Consider the following 16709-nt stretch of genomic DNA (forward strand, 5'->3'; position numbering starts at 1 on the left):
ACTTCCACTGCAGAAAGAGGTCGGCAATTATGCAGATTGCGAAAAATATTTCAACCTGCTTTTATGATTGTTTTGCCCAAGGAGCACCCGATGGACTATCGCCAGCTAGGCCGTACCGACCTGAACGTGAGTGCAATCTGCCTCGGCACCATGACCTGGGGCGAGCAAAACACTGAAGCTGAAGCCTTCGCCCAGATCGAACGGGCCAAGGAAGCCGGGATCAATTTCATCGACACCGCCGAGATGTACCCGGTGCCGCCAAAAGCCGAAACCTACGCCACTACCGAGCGCTACATCGGCAATTACTTCAAAAGCCGCGGCGACCGCGCCGACTGGATCCTCGCCAGCAAAATCGCCGGCCCCGGCAACACCATCGACTATATCCGCGACAAAAACCTGCGCCACAATCGCCAGCACATCACCGCTGCGGTGGATGCCAGCCTTGAGCGCCTGCAGACCGACTACATCGACCTGTATCAATTGCACTGGCCGGAGCGCAGCACCAACTTTTTCGGACAGCTGGGCTACAAGCACAAGATCGAAGCCAATCTCACTCCGCTGGAAGACACTCTTGAAGCGCTCGACGAGCAAGTGAAGGCCGGCAAGATTCGTCACATCGGCCTGTCCAACGAAACACCGTGGGGCACCATGCGTTTTCTCGCGCTGGCCGAAGCCCGTGGCTGGCCGCGTGCGGTGTCGATCCAGAACCCGTACAACCTGCTCAACCGCAGCTTTGAAGTCGGCCTGGCGGAAATCGCCATCCGCGAACAATGCGGCCTGCTCGCTTATTCGCCGCTGGCGTTTGGTTTCCTCTCAGGCAAGTACGAAGGTGGCGCGCGTCCGCCGAAAGGCCGCCTGAGCCTCTACAGCCGCTTCAGCCGCTATTTCAACGCGCAATCGGAAGCAGCGTGCAGCCGTTACGTCGCGCTGGCCCGTGAACACGGTCTGGATCCGGCGCAAATGGCGTTGGCGTTTGTGACCCAGCAACCGTTCGTCACCAGCAACATCATCGGGGCAACGACGCTTGAGCAACTGGACAGCAACATTGCCAGTTTCGATCTGCAGCTCTCGGATGAAGTGCTGGCAGGGATCGAGGCGATTCATAAGGATCATCCGAATCCTGCCCCGTAAGTAAAAAGATCGCAGCCTGCGGCAGCTCCTACACGGGTTGGGTGTGAACCCTGTAGGAGCTGCCGCAGGCTGCGATCCTTTCAGCCGTCAAAGCGACCGCGCAATGATCTCCTTCATGATTTCATTGGTGCCGGCATAAATCCGCTGCACCCGCGCATCCGCCCATGCCCGGGCCACCGGGTATTCCCACATGAAGCCGTAACCGCCATGCAACTGCACGCACTCGTCGAGGACCTTGCATTGCAGATCAGTGCCCCAGTATTTCGCCATCGCCGCCGTCGGCACATCCAGCTTGCCTTGCAGATGTAATTCGAGACATTTATCGACGAAGACCCTGCCGATCTGAATCTCGGTGGCCATCTCCGCCAGCTTGAAACGGGTGTTCTGGAAGTCAGCAATCGCTTTGCCGAACGCCTTGCGATCGCGGGTGTAATCCAGCGTCCACTGCAACGCTGCCTCGGCTGAAGCCAGACCACCAATGGCCACGGTCAGACGCTCCTGCGGCAACTCCTGCATCAGATAGGCAAACCCTGCTCCCGCCTGCCCCAGCAGGTTTTCCTTCGGCACACGCACGTCTTGGAAAAACAATTCCGAGGTGTCCTGCGCCTTCATGCCGACCTTCTCCAGGCGCTTGCCCTTCTCGAATCCCGGGCTATTCGCTTCAACTAGAAACAGGCTGGTGCCTTTGGCGCCGGCTTTCGGATCGGTTTTGGCGACGACGATCACCAGATCTGCCAAGAAGCCGTTGGTGATGAAGGTTTTCGAACCGTTGATCACGTACTCGTCACCGTCCAGCACAGCGGTGGTTTTCACGCCTTGCAGGTCGGAGCCCGCACCCGGCTCGGTCATGGCGATGGCTGTGACCATCTCGCCCGAGACCAGTTTCGGCAGGTATTTGTGCTTCAGTGCCTCGCTGCCGTAATGCAGGATGTACGGCGCAACAATGTCCGAATGCAGCGAGAAACCGATGCCGGTCAACCCCAGTCGACCGACCTCTTCGATCACCACGGCGCTGTACAGAAAGTCCGCCCCCAAACCGCCGTACTCTTCCGGCAGGTGCGAGCAAAGCATTCCCGCCTCCCCCGCCTTGTTCCAGAGCTTGCGGTCGATATGGCCTTGTTTCTCCCATTGAGCGTGGAACGGCACAGCCTCTTTTTCGAGGAAGGTTCGTACGCTGTCGCGGAACAATTCGTGCTCGGAGCTGAACAAGGTTCTGGGGATCATGCGGCACCTTTCTTTGTTGTTGGAGGGGGATGACCTTCAGAGACTAAGCGCCACCGGCGATACAGGACACTGGACACATCCGACAAAAAATAAGACGATCCAGCCGTCTGGTGACCACTTTCCCTTATAAAAACAAAACAAAAGTTGAATTATGTCCAAGCAAGTCTCCACGCCCTTGCGGCGCGTCAGCATCCTGGCGATTGACCGGGTTTTCGCATCTACTCTCATGCAGGCCAAGGATTTTTTCCATCTGGCCAGCCTGCGTTACGGCAAGCAACTGGGCCACGGCCTGACTCCGGCGTTTGAAACGCGCCTGGTCAGTCCCGACGGCAAACCAGTGAACAGCTTCAGTGACGTGGTCATGCCGGTCGACGGCGGCCTGGAAAACGCCGACGTCATTATCCTTCCGGCGTTCTGGGACGATTTCGATACGCTTTGCAGCCGTTATCCCCAGGTCTTGCCGTGGTTGCGCGAACAGCATGCGCGTGGCGCAGTGTTGTGCGGCGAAGCCACCGGGGTGTTCTGGCTGGCCGAAGCCGGCCTGCTCAACGGCAAGGAAGCGACCACCTACTGGCGGTTCTTCAATGCGTTCGCCGAGCGTTTTCCGCGGGTGTACCTGAATCAGGACAAACACCTGACCGACGCCGATAACCTCTACTGCGCCGGCGGCACCACTTCAGCCTGCGATCTCTATATCTATCTGATCGAACGCTTCTGCGGGGCAAACGTCGCGCAAGCCGTGGCCCGCGACATCCTCTACGAAGTGCAGCGCAGCTATTCGCCGGGACGCATCGGTTTCGGTGGGCAGAAGCTGCATCAGGATGTGATCATTCTGCAGATCCAGCACTGGCTCGAAGAGCACTTCGCCGACAAGTTCCGCTTCGAAGACGTCGCCCGCGAGCACGGCATGAGCATCCGCAATTTCATGCGGCGCTTCCAGACGGCCACCGGCGACAAACCGTTGCATTACCTGCAAAGGCTGCGGATCGAGACCGCGAAAGGCTTGCTGTCCGGCAGCCGCAAGAGCATCAAGACCATCAGTTATGAGGTCGGCTACGACGATGCAAGCTTCTTTGCGCGGCTATTCCGCCAGCACACCGAGCTGTCGCCGAACCAGTATCGACAGCAGTTCCAACAGGCTGCATAACCCTCCCCCCGATGAGCGTTCCCACGCTCTGCGTGGGAACGCTGCCAATGGACGCTCTGCGTCCGCCCCGGAATGTGACGCAGAGCGTCACGGTATGCATTCCCACGCGGAGCGTGGGAACGATCAGTGTGCGCGGGCCGGTGAATTCGAGATAAAAAAAGGGCCTGCAATTGCAGGCCCTGTTTATTTGGCGAAACTGTTTAAGGCTTGTGCGCCCGCGACAGGAATTCGTGCGATTGCATCTCCAGCAAGCGGCTCAGCGTGCGCTGGAACTCGAAGTTCAAACGGCCGCCGGTGTACAGATCCTTCAGCTCGACTTCCGCCGAAATGATCAGCTTGACGTTACGGTCGTAGAATTCGTCGACCATGTTGATGAAGCGACGGGCGATGTCGTCGGTGGTGACGCTCATCTGCTCGACGCCGCTGAGCAGCACGGCGTGGAAGATCTTGCCCAGCTCGATGTAATCGTTCTGGCTGCGCGGGCCGTCGCAGAGTTCGCGGAAATCGAACCAGGCCACATCGTCACAAGTACGCAGGGCACGGATCTCGCGGTTCTCGATCATCAGCACGTCATTCTCGACCGCTGCGGTGCACTCTGGCGTCAGCGCGCGGAAGCTCTTGCGCAGGCTTTCGTGGGACGCTTCGTCGAGCGGAAAGTGAAACAGCTCCGCTTGTTCGAGGTGACGCAGACGGTAGTCGACGCCGCTGTCAACGTTGACGATCTCGGTGTTCTGCTTGATCAGCGCAATCGCCGGCAGGAAGCGCGCGCGTTGCAGACCGTCCTTGTACAGACCGTCCGGGACGATGTTCGAGGTCGCGACCAGGGTCACGCCATTCTTGAACAATTCTTCCATCAACGTGCCGAGGATCATCGCGTCTGTGATGTCGGAAACGAAGAACTCATCGAAGCAGATTACCCGCGACTCATCGGCAAAACGTTTGGCGATGAGGGTCAGCGGGTTTTTCTCGCCACCGAGGGTTTTCATCTCTTCGTGCACACGCTTCATGAAGCGGTGGAAGTGGGTGCGGGTCTTTTCCTTGAACGGCAGCGCTTCGAAGAAGGTGTCGACCAGGTAAGTTTTTCCGCGACCCACGCCGCCCCAGAAATAAAGGCCCTTGACCGGCGTCTGATCTTTTTTGCCGAACAGCTTGCTCAGCAGACCCGGTTTGTTCTGATCGGCGGCGATCAGATCCTCGTACAAACGCTGTAGATGACGCACAGCAGTTTCCTGCGCGGCGTCATGGAAGAAGTCCGGGCGTTTCAGATCAGCTTGGTATCGTTCTAGGGGCGTCATAATTCGTTAGCAAGGCAACAAAAACGGGCCGTCACTGTAGCGACGGCCCGTGGGAATGGCAATCGGCCCTTGGTCGGACCGTGCCGCCGATTAGTCCTGAACCGGGGTCAGCGCGATGCGCAGCGCCTCGATGGCCGCGTCCCGCGCAACCGTGTCGGCGAACGCCGGGCTATCGCCAACGCAATCACCTTCCAGCCAGACGCTGAAGCTCAGGTCTTCGCTGCGCACGTCCAGCGGCTGGCCGGTTTGCAGCTGTTTGGTCACTTGGCCTGCGGTTTTGCCGTCGGCGAAATTGCGCGACAGCAGCAGTTGCTCGCCATCGGCCGCCAGCAGACGGAAACGGAAGCTACCGTCGTCTTCGCGGAAGCTGACGAAACGTGCGGCTTTCGCGGCTTTCTTCTTGGTCGTCGTTGCGACTTGTACCTGATTGACGAAAGAACGCAGGCCAACGGCTTCGCGCAGTTCGTTGAGAAACGGCGTCGCCACGGCACGGGCCTTTTTCGCACCGATCTGCAGGATGTCTTCAAGATCCGCCGGACGTTCGATCAACTGGTGATACTTGTCGCGCGCCTCGCCGAGATCGTTGTCGAGCAACTGGAACAGACGGTTCTTCGCCTCACCCCAACCCAGACCACCGAGCAGTTCGCTGCGGAACTCACCAGCCTGCGCCGGCGTGGCGAACGCCTGGAACAGGGTGAACAAATGCGAGTTGTCCGGATCTTTCGCTTCGCCTGGCGCTTTCGAATCAGTAACGATCCGCGAAATCGCGTCCTTCATCTCTTTGGCGCTGGAGAACAACGGGATGGTGTTGTCGTAGCTCTTCGACATCTTGCGACCGTCGAGGCCCGGCAACGTCGCCACGCTTTCTTCAATCAGCGCTTCGGGCATGGTGAAGAATTCTTTGCCCTGACCGAACAAGTGGTTGAAGCGCTGGCCGATATCACGCGCCATCTCGACATGCTGGATCTGGTCACGACCGACCGGCACCTTGTGCGCGTTGAACATCAGAATGTCCGCGGCCATCAGCACCGGGTAGCTGTAGAGGCCCATGGTGATGCCGGCGTCCGGGTCTTCACCGGTTTCGACGTTCTTGTCGACCGAGGCCTTATAGGCGTGCGCACGGTTGAGCAGGCCTTTGGCGGCAACGCAGGTCAGCAGCCAGGTCAGCTCGGGGATTTCCGGGATGTCGGACTGGCGGTAGAAGGTCACGCGGTCGACATCGAGGCCACCGGCCAGCCAGGTCGCGGCGATTTCCAGACGCGAGCGCTGGATGCGCAGCGGGTCATCGCATTTGATCAGGGCGTGGTAGTCGGCCAGAAAGTAGAACGAATCGGCATTGCTGTCGCGGCTGGCAAGGATTGCCGGGCGGATCGCGCCGGCGTAGTTGCCCAGGTGCGGCGTGCCGGTGGTGGTGATGCCGGTGAGGATACGGGTACGGTTCGTCATGGGTAATCGCTTGTCAGACTGCAATCAATTCGAGAGACGCGGCAGGATCAGATCCTTGAGATCGGTCAGCTTGCCATGAAAAAAGTGTCCGCATTCTGCCACTTTCAGCAGCTCATGGGGGCGCTGGAGTTTTTCCGACCAGTCGTAGACCAACTGCGGATCGATGACTTCGTCGGTTTCCGGCTGGATCACCGTGAGTTCGCCGTGTTGCGGCAGTTGATCCTGCTCGCCCAGACGCATGACCGCCGGCGCGACCATGAACAGGTGCTTGAGCTGCACGCCTTGCGCTTCAAGACGGCCGCCGAGACTTGCTGCAACAAATCCGCCGAAGGAGAAACCGAACAGGGTCATCGGCAGATCCGGGTGTTTTTCCCGCAGCCACTTGGCAGCCGCCTGAGCGTCATCGACTTCACCGGTGCCCATGTCATGCGAACCTTCGCTGGCGCCGACGCCACGATAGTTGAAACGCAAGGTAATCAGGCCGGCGTCGCGCGCGGTGCGCTGCAGGGTCGAGACAACCTTGTTGAGCATGGTGCCGCCCTGCACCGGGTTCGGGTGGCAGATCAGCGCGATGCCGCGCGGCTGCTCGTTGTCCAAGCTCTTGTTTTCGAGAAGCAGAGCTTCGATTTGGCCGACAGGGCCGGCAATCACTACAGGGGTTTCACGCATCAGCAAGGAAGGAACTCCGTGACCTCGAATCGGGTCGACTCGTCTAGCAAATTGTCTGTGCCAATCTATTGCGAGTGAATCGCGGTATACAGCGCAGGTTCGAGCCGTTAACGTAAAGCAAAGCCGTTTATAGAGGAAGGACTCGTGGAACACTCGCTCTTAGTTTGGTTGTTACCGACTCTTGCCCTGGTTGTGGGTGTCGCCATTGGATTCCTGATCGCGCGCGTTGCGCCGAACGCCGCACCGAGCCGCACGCAGCGTCAACTGGATGATATTCAGGAACGCTTCGACAGTTATCAGAACGAGGTGGTCACCCACTTCAACAGCACCGCGATGCTGGTCAAGAAACTGACCCAGAGCTATCAGGAAGTGCAGGACCATCTCGCCGAGGGTGCCAATCGTCTGGCCCTGGACGAGCAGACCCGCCAGCGCCTGATCGCCGCCCTGCATGCCGACGCGGCAGTGGCACCACGCGAACGCCTGACGCCACCGCGCGATCAGGAGCCGCCACGCGACTACGCACCGAAAACCCCGAACTCGCCGGGCATGCTCGATGAGCATTATGGTCTGAAGAAGTAATCAGCCTTCGCTGAAAACAAAAAGCCCCCGGACAGTGATGTGTCCGGGGGCTTTTTTGTGCCTGATAGTTTTGTGGTGCCGATTTGATCGCCATCGCGAGCAGGCTCACTCCTACATTTTGAAATGCATTCCCCTGTAGGAGTGAGCCTGCTCGCGATGAGGCCATAACCGGCCACACAAAAAAAATGCCCGATCACAGGATCGGGCATTTCTTCATTCAGGCAATCGCTTACGGATACTGCTGAACCGTACCCGGCTGCTGTTGCTGCTGACCACCATACTGCTGGCCCGGGATCGCCTTCAGGTTGACTTCAACCCGACGGTTCTGCGCCCGGCCATTGACGTCACCGTTGCTGGCAATCGGATTATCGGGACCGGCACCACGGGCCGTCAGGTTGGCACCGCCGACACCTTGCGAGGTCAGGTAGGTCGCCACGCTCTGCGCACGACGCTGGGACAGGTCCATGTTGTGCTGACGGCTGCCGGTGCTGTCGGTGTAGCCGACGATTTCGATCTGGTTCTGGTTGAACTCTTTCAGCGAGTTGGCCAGGTTGTTCAGCGGCTGGTAGAAGCTCGATGCAATGTTCGCCGAATCGGTGGCGAAGGTGATGTTGCCCGGCATGATCAGCTTGATCTGGTCGCCCTGACGCTGCACTTCAACTCCGGTGTTGGCCATGCTGGCGCGCAGCTTGGCTTCCTGTTTGTCAGCGTAGTAACCGTAACCGGCCGCTGAAGCACCCACCACAGCGGCGCCGATCAAGGCACCCTTGCCGCGATTGTTATGGTCGATGGCAGCACCGGCCAAAGCACCGGCCAGAGCACCGAGACCACCGTACTTGGCGGTTTTGCTCATGCCTTGAGAGCCACCGTCGGCCTGGCCCTGATTGTCATACGGGTTAGGCGAGGCGCAGCCGGACAGCAAGGCCACGGCAGTAGCGACAATAATCAAACGACGCTTGGTGAACATGGAGAGCTCCTGGTTTTTCGCATTCTGTGATGCAGCGGCCACTGGGTAAAATGGACCTGCGCGGGCGTTGGATCATGACAATGCACAAAAATTCCGCCGGGCACTCGTGACAAAATATTTACGCCCGCACAAACGGGTTTTCGCGCATTTCATCACCCAGTCGCGTATCCGGACCATGCCCGGTCACCACCGTTGCATCTTCGTCCAGGGTATACAACCGCTGCTTGATCGACCGCACGATGGTCGCCTGGTCGCCGCCCCACAAATCCGTGCGCCCTACGCCGCGACGAAACAGCGTGTCGCCGGCAATCAACAGCTTAGCCTCGGAAAACCAAAAGCTCATGGAACCGGGCGTATGACCCGGCGTATGCAGCGCCACGCCGCAGCCACAGGCGAGTTCCTCGTCATCGCTCAACCAGCGATCCGGCGATGGCACCGGGATGTAGGGCACGCCGAACATCTGGCACTGCATCTCAAGGTTGTCCCAGAGGAACTGATCTTCCTTGTGCAAGTGCAGGGTCGCACCGGTTTTCTCTTTCATCTGGCCGGAGGCGAGGAAGTGATCGAGATGGGCATGGGTGTGGATGATGCTGACGACTTTCAGGCCATGCGCATCGAGGCGCGCCATGATCAGGTCAGGATTGCCACCCGGATCGACGACGATCGCCTTTTTGGTGATCGGGTCACCGATGATGGTGCAGTTGCACTGGAGCGGGCCGACGGGAAAGGTTTCGCGGATGAGCTTAGTGGCCGGGACATTCATCGAGAGCTCCTGAATTTCGATTTCCGACAGGATACCAGCCTGCCGATCTTCAGTTTCATGCCGGCGCACCGATATAGGGCTGAGTCATTTTTCTGGCGCCACCGATAAAAAAATAGTGGCGTACTGATATCAATTGACGCTGCTCTTGGTACAAAATTGTTTATTGAAGTGGCCATATTCAGGAAGGCCGCCCCCACTCAGGATCTCGCAATGTCGTCACCAACAGGTTATGTGCTCACCAGGCCTTCGTTTCTTACCGGCAATGCCCAGGCAGACAGCCTGATCTTTGGCACACAGTGGCTGAGCCCGGACTTTGGTGGCAGCGATTTCTTCTCGACCCGACTGACCTACAGCTTTGTCACCCCCGGCCAGTCGTACTTCGCCAAGGGCTACAGTCCGGACAACGAATTTCTCAACAGCTATGCCCTGACCAGTGCACAACAAACCGCCGTGACCAGTGCACTCAATGCCTGGAGCGCCGTAGCGAACATCAAATTCACGCTGATCAGCGACATTAACGACAGCGCTGGCGACCTGCGTTTTGGCGGCTACGCCGGCATGGACCCGAAAACGGCCGCGTGGGCCTACTTTCCTGATGAAAAACCTCTGGCCGGCGACGTCTGGATCGGACCGGTGACGGATAACCCGAACCCTGTCCGAGGCACGTATGACTACATGACATTTGTCCATGAAATCGGTCATGCGCTGGGCCTGAAGCACCCGTTCGAAGCGAGCCCGACCAACAGCACCCTTATTTCGCCGTTGATCGACGATTCGCATTTCACCCTGATGAGCTACAACAACACGTACTCCTATCAGCCAACGACGCCGATGGTTCTGGACATCCTCGTGATCCAGCAGCTCTACGGTGCCAACATGCTCTGGCAGGCTGGCGACAACGTCTACAAATGGGCACCTGACCAATCGGTTTTCGAGACCATCTGGGACGCTGGCGGTAACGACACCATCGACGCAAGCAATCAACTGTCGGCAGTCACACTGAACCTCAATGAGGGGCAGTACAGCCAGATCGGCAAGGCTTTCGTCAACACCACCACTCAGGCGTCGGTCAATGACGGCCTAGCGATCGCGTTCGGTGCCAAGATTGAAAATGCCACCGGCTCTGCCTTCGATGATGTCCTGATCGGCAACGATCTGAACAACTGGCTCAACGGCATGGGCGGTGCGGACACCATGAGCGGTGGCGCCGGTAACGATACCTACGTCGTCGATAACGTTAACGATGTGATCATCGAGACGAACGCATCACTCACTGAATATGACACCGTCATTTCCGTTATCGACTACACACTCGGCGCCAATCTCGAATACCTGTCCCTGGCTGGCACGGCGAACATCAATGCCACCGGTAACGCCCTTGGCAATCGTCTGACCGGTAATGTCGGCAACAACATTCTCGACGGCGGCGCGGGTAACGACCTGCTCACCGGCGGACTCGGCAACGACACTTACATCGTCGACAGCACAGGCGACGTGGTTGTCGAAACTAGCACTTTGAGCACCGAGATCGACACGGTCAAGGCGTCGGTCAGCTACACGCTGAGCGCCAACGTGGAAAATCTGGTCCTCACCGGTACTGCCGACCTCAATGGCAACGGCAACGGCCTGAACAACGTCATCACCGGCAACATCGGCAACAACCTGCTCAACGGCGGCGCGGGTGCCGACACCCTGATCGGCGGCGCTGGCAATGACACCTACATCATCGACAACGCCGGCGACTCCGTTGTCGAACTGGCCAACGAAGGCCAGGATCTGGTCAAGGCCTCCGTCAGTTACGTCTTCAACGCCAACGTTGAAGACGGCGAACTGACCGGCACCGATGCCATCAACATGGTCGGCAACGACCTGAACAACGTGCTCACCGGCAACAGTGCCGCCAACGTTCTCAACGGCATGGCCGGTGCGGACACGATGATCGGCGGCGCCGGCAACGACTACTATTTCGTCGACAACGTCGGCGACCTGGTGGTCGAGACCAGCACGCTGGCCAGTGAGATCGACACCGTGCGTTCCACCATCAGCTACGCCCTGACGTCCAACGTCGAGTACCTGGTGCTGACCGGCAACGCCGACATCAACGCCACCGGCAACGCCTTGGGCAACCGCCTGACCGGTAACGACGGCAACAACATTCTCGACGGCGGCGCGGGTAACGACCTGCTCACCGGCGGCCTCGGCAACGACACTTACATCGTCGACAGCACCGGCGACGTGGTTGTCGAAACCAGCACCCTGAGCACTGAAATCGACACCGTCAAAGCGTCAGTCAACTACGCGCTGGGCGCCAACCTCGAGAATCTGGTTCTGACCGGCACTGCCGACCTCAACGGCAGCGGCAACGGCCTGAACAACGTCATCACCGGCAACATCGGCAATAACCTGCTCGACGGCGGCGTGGGTGCCGACACCTTAATCGGCGGCGCCGGCAATGACACTTATATCGTCGACAACGCCAGTGATACCGTCATTGAACAAGCAGACGAAGGCTACGACCGTGTCAATGCCTCGATCAGCTATACCCTCGGCGCCAATATCGAGGAAGGTCTGCTGACCGGGAACAATGCGATCAATCTGACTGGCAACAATCTGGACAATCGACTCACCGGCAACGCCGCGGCCAACACACTGCAAGGTGGCGCCGGCAACGACACTTTGGATGGCGGCGCGGGTGCCGACACCCTGATCGGCGGCGCTGGCAATGACACCTACATCATCGACAACGCCAACGACTCGGTTGTCGAACTGGCCAACGAAGGCCAGGATCTGGTCAAGGCCTCCGTCAGTTACGTCTTCAACGCCAACGTTGAAGACGGCGAACTGACCGGCACCGATGCCATCAACATGGTCGGCAACGACCTGAACAACGTGCTCACCGGCAACAGTGCCGCCAACGTTCTCAACGGCATGGCCGGTGCGGACACGATGATCGGCGGCGCCGGCAACGACTACTATTTCGTCGACAACGTCGGCGACCTGGTGGTCGAGACCAGCACGCTGGCCAGTGAGATCGACACCGTGCGTTCCACCATCAGCTACGCCCTGACGTCCAACGTCGAGTACCTGGTGCTGACCGGCAACGCCGACATCAACGCCACCGGCAACGCCTTGGGCAACCGCCTGACCGGTAACGACGGCAACAACATTCTCGACGGCGGCGCGGGTAACGACCTGCTCACCGGCGGCCTCGGCAACGACACTTACATCGTCGACAGCACCGGCGACGTGGTTGTCGAAACCAGCACCCTGAGCACTGAAATCGACACCGTCAAAGCGTCAGTCAACTACGCGCTGGGCGCCAACCTCGAGAATCTGGTTCTGACCGGCACTGCCGACCTCAACGGCAGCGGCAACGGCCTGAACAACGTCATCACCGGCAACATCGGCAATAACCTGCTCGACGGCGGCGTGGGTGCCGACACCTTGATCGGCGGCGCCGGCAATGACACTTATATCGTCGACAACGCCGGCGACTCCGTTGTCGAACTGGCCAATGAAGGTATTGATCTGGTCAAGGCCTCCGTCAGCTACTTCTTCACCGCCAACATTGAAAACGGCGAGCTGACCGGTACTGACGCTATCAATATGGTCGGCAACGACCTGAACAACGTGCTCACCGGCAACAGTGCCGCCAACGTCCTCAACGGCATGGAAGGCGCAGACACGATGATCGGCGGCGCCGGCAACGACTACTATTTCGTCGACAACGTCGGCGACCTGGTGGTCGAGACCAGCACGCTGGCCAGTGAGATCGACACCGTGCGTTCCACCATCAGCTACGCCCTGACGTCCAACGTCGAGTACCTGGTGCTGACCGGCAACGCCGACATCAACGCCACCGGCAACGCCTTGGGCAACCGCCTGACCGGTAACGACGGCAACAACATTCTCGACGGCGGCGCGGGTAACGACCTGCTCACCGGCGGTCTCGGCAACGACACTTACATCGTCGACAGCACCGGCGACGTGGTTGTCGAAACCAGCACCCTGAGCACTGAAATCGACACCGTCGTGTCGTCGGTCAACTACACGCTGGGCAACAATCTTGAGAACCTCACACTGACCGGTAGCGCCAGCCTCAACGGCAACGGCAACGCACTGGATAACTTGCTGATCGGCAATGCCGGTGCCAACGTGCTCAACGGCGGCGCTGGCGCTGACACCCTGATCGGTGGATTGGGCACCGATACACTCACGGGAGGCAGCGGTGCGGATCTGTTTGTGTTCAACGCATGGAACGAATCCGCAACCGGCAACGCACGCGACGTCATCACCGACTTCAACAGCCTGCAAGGAGACAAGATCGACCTGACGAAATTTGATGCCAACCTGCTGGATGCCGGTTTCAATGGCTTCTCTTTCATCGGTGCGGCTGATTTCACCGGCGCAGGGCAACTGCGCTTCGTTGACCACGTGCTCTCGGGCAACGTCAGCGGCAACGCCGGTGCGGACTTCGAGATCCAGTTGGTCGGGGTGAACAGTTTCAGCGCCAACGACCTGGTAGCCTGACGGTTATTGCAGTCATTGCGGCTTGCCATACAGGCCGTCATCCATAAAAAACGCCCCGACTGGATCGAGGCGTTTTTTTTGCTTTGGCATTTGTGGCCAGTTAACCCAGGACTCCCAGTTCCTTCGCCCTCGCCACGGCCTGTGTACGCCGCTCGACCCCCAACTTGCTGTTGATATGGCTGGCATGGGTTTTCACCGTATGCAGCGAAATGAACAGTTGCTCGCTGATCTCCTGGTTCGAGCAGCCTTGGGCGATCAGGCGTAGCACCGCAAGCTCCCGGCTGCTGAGTTGCTCCGCCGCTGCGGACTCTGCCGGGCGGCTGGCTGACGGCGGAAAATGCATCAGCAGTTGCTGGCTGACCACCGCCCCGGAGGTCTGCGCCAACTGCCCCCGCAACCAGTCCGCGGATTCTTTCATCAGCGTATCGAAGGGTTGCAGCACGCCCCCGGCAGCGGCTTCCAGCGCCTGACTCAGCGCTTTGCGCGCTTGCGGCTCACGATCTGCGGCCAGCAGCAATGCTACCTTCTGCGTCAACGCCATTACACTGAGCAACTGCCGGCCGGTTTGCTGGCCGTTTTCATGCAACGCGTTCAGTCGTCCTTCGGCGAGCATTGGTTGCCCTTGAATCATCTCCAGCAACGCTTGTTGCAATTCAACATGCAACGGCAGTTGTGGATGAAACTCCGGCGGCGCGGCGGCGCGTTCGCCTGTGTAGGTCTGGCCAAGGCGCGCCAGCCAGGCCTCGGCCAGATCGGTGCGGCCCTGCGCCAGCCACAGTTCACATTTGACCAGGGTGATCATCGCCAGATAGTAGATCGGCGGCACGTCCCAGATGTGCATCAGCCGTTCGGCTTCGGCCAGTTCGGCAAAGGCCTTGGCGAACTCGCCGTTGCTGCCATCCAGTCGAGCGATGACGCAATGGCCGATCAATACGCTGATATCGCGACAGGCCCGTGCCTCGGCGATCCCGGCCAACAAACGCACGCGCGCCGCCTGAGGCTGCAAGCGCATCGCCAACAAAAAACCTTCGTACAGCGTCAGCCGTGCACGCACCGCATACAAGCGTTGCGGCGACAGCCCGCGCAGGCGCTCCAGGCCCTGATGCACTTCATCCAGCGCGCGCAGAATTTCACCGCGCGACTGCAATACGCGCGCGCGGTCGTAATGGGCCAACGCTTCAAACAGCGGATTGCCGACCCGTTGCGCCAGTTCAAGGGATTCGCGGTTAAGACCACGGGCGCGCCATAGATCACCATCGGCAATCGCCAGATTGGACAGGGTCGACAGGCACATCAGCCGCTGGCCGTAGCGTTTGGCGGGCAGGCTTTCCAGAGCTTCGCTGCAATACCTGAGCGTCAGTTCACGGTGGCCGCGACCACGGGCAATGATCCCGCTCAACGCCAGCCATTGCGCCAGCATCGACTTTTGCGCAGTCGCCGAAGGCGCTGGCAGAAAGCGGCTCAAATGGCTGGACAACTCTTCGGCGGCATCGAGCTGGCAAGCCAGCCCCAGCGCCCAACTGTAGAGGACGATCAAACGCGGCGTGCTGATCAGCAGGCTGTCGGGCAAGTCCATTTTCCAGCGCAGCAGCATGCCGACGTTCTGTTCGGCCAGTAGTTGTTCTTCAGAAAGGTTTTGCACCAGATTCGCGGCCACATCAAGGTGGCCGGCACGCAACGCCTGCTCCACGGCCTCATCGAGCAGCCCCTGCGCATTGAACCAGCGACAGGCGCGCAGGTGCAGTGTCGCGGTCGGCACCATCGCCTGCGCGATCGGACGACTGCGCAGCAAATCAGAAAACAGATGGTGATAACGATACCAGTGCCCGTGCTCATCCAGCGGCACCAGAAACACCTGATGCGCCAGCAGGAAACGCAGGATCTCGGCGCTGTCATGGGCCTCGCGGACGGCGTCGCACAGTTCGCTGCAAAAGCGTTCCTGAGGCGCCGTTTCGTAGAGAAACGCCTGCACTTCGGGGGGCAGGCAATCGATGACTTCTTCGAGCAGGTAATCGCGGATCAGCCCTTCCCCGCCGTTCAACGCTTGCGGCAAGGCGGCGTCGCTACCAGCTTCAGCCACTGCCAGCAGCCAGAAACGTAGCCCGGCTACCCAGCCTTCGCTACGTTGGATCAGGCTTTCCAGCGCTTCGCCGCGCAGTGAGCTGCTGTGGCGATCGAGCAAGGTCAAAGCTTCGTCGTGGGTCAGCCGCAGATCCTGTTCGTGCAGTTCGAGCAGTTGCCGAGACAGGCGCAAGCGCGCCAGATGCCAGTCGGGGCGTTGGCGACTGGTGACCATGACCAGCAAGCCGTCCGGTAAATGATTGAGGAAGAATTGCAGGCAGCGATCGAGTACCGGGCCTTGCGCCAGATGATAATCGTCGAGCACCAACAGCAGCGGCGCCGCTGGATCAAGGTGCAGCGCCAGCTCATCGAGCAGACCGTCGAGCCATTCTTCAAACGCAAACGGCTGATGACGCTGACGCATTTTCAGCAGCCCCAATGCACGGCTGCCCAATTGCGGAAAGTAGTCCTGCAAACCTTCCAGCAAACGCTCGAGGAAGCGCCCGGGGTCACTGTCGCGCGGGCTCAGGCCGAGCCACAGACTTTGCCACTGCGCCGGCAGACTCTGGCAGAACTCCACCGCCAGCGAACTCTTGCCAAACCCGGCCGGGGCACTGACCAGCAATAGCCGTCCACCGAGCCCGGCTTGCAGGCGCTCGCACAGGCGCGGTCGCAGCACGTAGCCCTCGGGCAATGGCGGGCGAAAAAAACGCCCGTCGAGTGCCGCGACGGCAACGCTTGCAGGACCCGGAAGTGGGGACAGATCAGTCATGGCCGGCTCTTGTTTGAATGGCTATTGGCGGCATTGCAGATGTCCGCAGACTAGCCTTAAACGAAGAGGTAATGAAGGTTGCTGCTACAAATGGCTACAAAAAAGCTACACAGCGCCGACAAAAT

General features: G+C 59.4%; 11 protein-coding genes. 4 read left to right on the forward strand and 7 right to left on the reverse strand.

Features of this window, described 5'->3' with window-relative positions; translation table 11 throughout:
- Positions 1–90: 90 nt before the first annotated feature.
- The gene (locus tag QOL84_RS28860; protein WP_129395444.1) at positions 91–1131 is read left to right on the forward strand and encodes an NADP(H)-dependent aldo-keto reductase; all 1041 of its coding nucleotides are present in this window, start codon (positions 91–93) and stop codon (positions 1129–1131) included.
- A gap of 87 nt (positions 1132–1218) precedes the next feature.
- On the opposite strand, the gene QOL84_RS28865 is transcribed toward QOL84_RS28860, so the two are convergent.
- The gene (locus QOL84_RS28865; RefSeq protein ID WP_283439410.1) at positions 1219–2355 is read right to left on the reverse strand and encodes an acyl-CoA dehydrogenase family protein; all 1137 of its coding nucleotides are present in this window, start codon (positions 2353–2355) and stop codon (positions 1219–1221) included.
- A gap of 250 nt (positions 2356–2605) precedes the next feature.
- On the opposite strand from QOL84_RS28865, the gene QOL84_RS28870 reads away from it, so the two are divergent.
- Complete coding sequence (locus QOL84_RS28870; RefSeq protein ID WP_174823981.1) at positions 2606–3502, forward strand: GlxA family transcriptional regulator; 897 nt, start codon at positions 2606–2608, stop codon at positions 3500–3502.
- 200 nt (positions 3503–3702) lie between these two features.
- On the opposite strand, the gene zapE is transcribed toward QOL84_RS28870, so the two are convergent.
- The 3 genes from zapE to QOL84_RS28885 all read right to left on the reverse strand — a co-directional run bounded on the left by zapE (position 3703) and on the right by QOL84_RS28885 (position 6912).
- Positions 3703–4797, reverse strand: a complete 1095-nt coding sequence (zapE, locus tag QOL84_RS28875) for a cell division protein ZapE (RefSeq protein ID WP_129395447.1) — start codon at positions 4795–4797, stop codon at positions 3703–3705.
- A gap of 90 nt (positions 4798–4887) precedes the next feature.
- Positions 4888–6243 (reverse strand): tryptophan--tRNA ligase, encoded by a 1356-nt coding sequence (locus QOL84_RS28880; RefSeq protein WP_283439411.1) that lies wholly within the window; start codon positions 6241–6243, stop codon positions 4888–4890.
- A 24-nt stretch (positions 6244–6267) separates the two neighbouring features.
- Positions 6268–6912, reverse strand: coding sequence for an alpha/beta hydrolase (locus QOL84_RS28885; protein ID WP_283439412.1), 645 nt, complete (start codon positions 6910–6912; stop codon positions 6268–6270).
- A gap of 144 nt (positions 6913–7056) precedes the next feature.
- Between QOL84_RS28885 and QOL84_RS28890 the strand changes: the two genes are divergently transcribed.
- Positions 7057–7491, forward strand: a complete 435-nt coding sequence (locus tag QOL84_RS28890) for a Z-ring associated ZapG family protein (protein WP_007917055.1) — start codon at positions 7057–7059, stop codon at positions 7489–7491.
- Positions 7492–7720: 229 nt separating this feature from the next.
- Here the strand turns inward: QOL84_RS28890 and QOL84_RS28895 are convergent, their stop codons facing one another.
- Together QOL84_RS28895 and QOL84_RS28900 are read right to left on the reverse strand one after the other, a co-directional pair.
- Positions 7721–8458, reverse strand: coding sequence for a YiaD family glycine zipper/OmpA-like lipoprotein (locus QOL84_RS28895; protein WP_129395450.1), 738 nt, complete (start codon positions 8456–8458; stop codon positions 7721–7723).
- A gap of 118 nt (positions 8459–8576) precedes the next feature.
- Positions 8577–9221: an MBL fold metallo-hydrolase gene (locus QOL84_RS28900; RefSeq protein WP_283439413.1), complete on the reverse strand. Its 645-nt coding sequence runs from the start codon at positions 9219–9221 to the stop codon at positions 8577–8579.
- A gap of 210 nt (positions 9222–9431) precedes the next feature.
- Between QOL84_RS28900 and QOL84_RS28905 the strand changes: the two genes are divergently transcribed.
- Entirely contained in the window at positions 9432–13751 is a 4320-nt protein-coding gene (locus QOL84_RS28905) for a M10 family metallopeptidase C-terminal domain-containing protein (RefSeq protein ID WP_283439414.1), read from the forward strand.
- A 100-nt stretch (positions 13752–13851) separates the two neighbouring features.
- Here QOL84_RS28905 and QOL84_RS28910 read toward each other — a convergent pair whose 3' ends face one another.
- Positions 13852–16584: a winged helix-turn-helix domain-containing protein gene (locus tag QOL84_RS28910; RefSeq protein ID WP_283439415.1), complete on the reverse strand. Its 2733-nt coding sequence runs from the start codon at positions 16582–16584 to the stop codon at positions 13852–13854.
- Between the last annotated feature and the right edge of the window lie 125 nt (positions 16585–16709).

The organism is Pseudomonas helmanticensis (genome assembly GCF_900182985.1).
GTDB lineage: Bacteria > Pseudomonadota > Gammaproteobacteria > Pseudomonadales > Pseudomonadaceae > Aquipseudomonas > Aquipseudomonas helmanticensis.